3 protein-coding genes are annotated in these 2,684 nt (G+C 50.3%); all 3 read right to left on the bottom strand.

What is annotated here, in order from left to right:
• Positions 1-954: 954 nt before the first annotated feature.
• From rplT to infC, 3 genes are read right to left on the bottom strand one after another with little or no spacing between them, the layout of a single operon-like run.
• Positions 955-1,320, bottom strand: a complete 366-nt coding sequence (gene rplT / locus Q0X25_RS08330) for a 50S ribosomal protein L20 (RefSeq protein WP_021735526.1) — start codon at positions 1,318-1,320, stop codon at positions 955-957.
• A gap of 56 nt (positions 1,321-1,376) precedes the next feature.
• Positions 1,377-1,571 (bottom strand): 50S ribosomal protein L35, encoded by a 195-nt coding sequence (gene rpmI / locus Q0X25_RS08325; RefSeq protein ID WP_298581188.1) that lies wholly within the window; start codon positions 1,569-1,571, stop codon positions 1,377-1,379.
• Between the two features lie 4 nt (positions 1,572-1,575).
• The gene (gene infC, locus Q0X25_RS08320) at positions 1,576-2,148 is read right to left on the bottom strand and encodes a translation initiation factor IF-3 (RefSeq protein ID WP_298581185.1); all 573 of its coding nucleotides are present in this window, start codon (positions 2,146-2,148) and stop codon (positions 1,576-1,578) included.
• Between the last annotated feature and the right edge of the window lie 536 nt (positions 2,149-2,684).

Here is a 2,684-nt window from a genome sequence, read left to right as displayed (position 1 = left end):
TGTAACTGAAAGCTGCACAATCATAAAAATGGGAAGCAGGAAAGCAAATCAAAAAAAGAAACTCGACGGCATACTACATGACCGCAAGCTGTGACAGCTACACGATGGTTTTGCTTTATGGCGGGTTTTTATCCGAGGATGTTGCTTTGTCATTGCAGCAAAATGTCCCAAGGCACTTACGCAATGCACTCTCAATTTTCCCGCTCTCTCAGCGCAAGTCAAGACTGGAATTATTCCAGCGGTCAACGATAATAAAGGTGTCGTCCCCCTGTGGCACAGAATGGGTGAACCGACAAGCGTTTTTGAGGGAGCTCGCATAGCGTTTCCAGTACAGGAATCCTCCGTTGTTGAGGAAGCTGGAAAAGGCGCTGAGAGCACCCACCTATTATGGGTGGGTTCACAACGTAGCCGCAGGGAGGCGATTTTTTGTCCCTGCTCCCTTTTTGGCATGGGGGAAATCGTGACAAGCGCATATGCATGCCCGCATCCACTGGAGCGCAGGTAAAACACACCAAGGATGACCGGTGGCCAGTGGCACATGCCACAGATGGTTCGAGTTTCGGACGTGGCAAGCATAAAACCACAGGTCACATTTTCCTCTCGTTCGATAAACGAATCATCTTTCGGTAAGCAGCTCGACAAACGAACCATCTGTGTGACATGGTGAGGCTTCCTCAGAAGATGGTTCGAGTTTCGAATTCGCGAGCCATAAAACCGCAGGTCAGATTTTCCTCTAGTTCGACAAACGAACCATCTTTCGGTAAGCAGCTCGACAAACGAACCATCTTTCGTTTGGCGCGTCGAAGTTTGAAGCATCTATTCAAGCAAGAAAGACTCCCCGATCACCTCTTGCTTGAACTAATCCGCCTGAGTAATAAAAAACCCTAGGCCAACAAAGCAGCCTAGGGCAAATATACAAATATATGTGAAGAAAAACTACTTGTACAGAATCTGCTACTCAGCGTCAGCGAGTGCCTTCTTGGCGACCTCAGCAAGAGAAGCAAACGCAGCCTCGTCCTCATAGGCAACCTGAGCAAGAACCTTGCGGTCCAGCTCGACACCAGCAAGCTTCAGACCATGCATGAACTTGCTGTAGGAAAGATCATTCAAACGGGCAGCAGCATTGATGCGCTGAATCCACAGACCACGGATATCGCGCTTCTTGTTGCGACGATCGCGGTATGCATACTGACCAGAGTGCTGAACCTGCTCTTTCATACCACGGAAGGTACGAGAGCCAACACCGTAGTAACCCTTGCTGCGCTCGACGAGCGTCTGACGCTTCTTGCGGCCTGCAACCGCGCGCTTGACACGTGCCATATTAATCAACTCCTAGCTGCGACAACATTGTCGCTATCGTTTGTACGCGGTTGCGCTTACTTGCCCATACGCTGGGAAACAACCTGAGCGTCAGCAGCAGAAAGCACTACTTCTTTACGGAAGTTACGAATACGCTTCTGGGACTTCTTGGTCAGGATGTGGCTTTTGAAAGCCTTTGCGCGCATAATTTTGCCAGTGCCGGTGCGGCGGAAACGCTTTGCCGACCCCTTGTGCGTCTTCATCTTGGGCATCTTGTTACTCCTTCTCTTCTAGCTCTGCCTCATCGGGCTTCGCGTCAAATGCACCCTTAATAGGCGAAACGAGCATATGCATGTTGCGGCCCTCCATCTTGGGCTGCTGGTCGACCGTTGCAACGGACTTGAGATCCTCTGCAAGACGCTCAAGAACACGCAAGCCCTGCTCCGGATGAGCCATCTCACGGCCACGGAACATGATGGTAATCTTTACGCGAGCTCCAGACTTGAGGAAGCGAATGATATGCTTCTTTTTGGTCTCAAAGTCGCCCACATCAATTTTGGGGCGGAACTTCATTTCCTTGACTTCGACCTTGACCTGCTTCTTGCGTGCAGCCTTGGCCTTGCGGTCCTGCTCGTACTTATACTTGCTATAGTCCATCACTCGACAAACAGGAGGCTCTGCACCAGGTGCAATCTCCACGAGGTCGAGGTGCTGCTCGTGCGCAATGCGTATAGCATCTCTCACGTCAAACAGACCAAGCTGCGAGCCGTCAACTCCAATAAGTCGGCAGCTACGAGACGTAATTTCACCGTTGACCCGAAGGTCGTCCTTCTTTGCCAGCGTCTCCACCTTCCCTTCTTAGGAGAGTCACTTCCCCTCCAACAAAAAAACTCCCGTCGCAAAGCATCCGGGAGACGTTTCCGCTACGCCTAGCGGAACAACATGACTGGCATGTTTTTCGTCTGACCCGACAGCAGCTCTCGCGCCACTCAGGTGGGGATATCCCGCAGGAAATCCCGCTTTGCGTTTGTAACCTTTTGTACTATAGCTCAGCTTTTTATAACACACAAGAAGAACATGTGTTTTTCTAGCCTGCTGCTACTTTGCAGAGACTCTATGCGACACAGTTTCCTGCGGACATGTTTAAGCTAACACACGAGATGCATCCAAATACACGAATCGCAGATGGTTCGAGTTTCGAGTGCAAAAACCACAGATGGTTCAAGTTTCGGACGTGGCAAGCATAAAACCGCAGGTCACATTTTCCTCTAGTTCGACAAACGAACCATCTTTCGGTAAACAGTTCGACAAACGAACCATCTTTCGGTAAACAGCTCGACAAACGAACCATCTGTGGAACATGATGAGGCTTCCTCAGAAGATGG

The sequence above is a fragment of the uncultured Olegusella sp. genome (genome assembly GCF_947253395.1).
In the GTDB taxonomy this organism is placed as follows: domain Bacteria; phylum Actinomycetota; class Coriobacteriia; order Coriobacteriales; family Atopobiaceae; genus Olegusella.
Note: the sequence above shows the minus strand (reverse complement) of the source record. Positions and strands in the feature narration are given on the sequence as shown.

Excerpts from the sequence above, each read along its gene's own strand:
- rplT (WP_021735526.1), bottom strand. The coding sequence starts at position 1,320 with ATGGCACGTGTCAAGCGCGCGGTTGCAGGCCGCAAGAAGCGTCAGACG.
- rpmI (WP_298581188.1), bottom strand. The coding sequence starts at position 1,571 with ATGCCCAAGATGAAGACGCACAAGGGGTCGGCAAAGCGTTTCCGCCGC.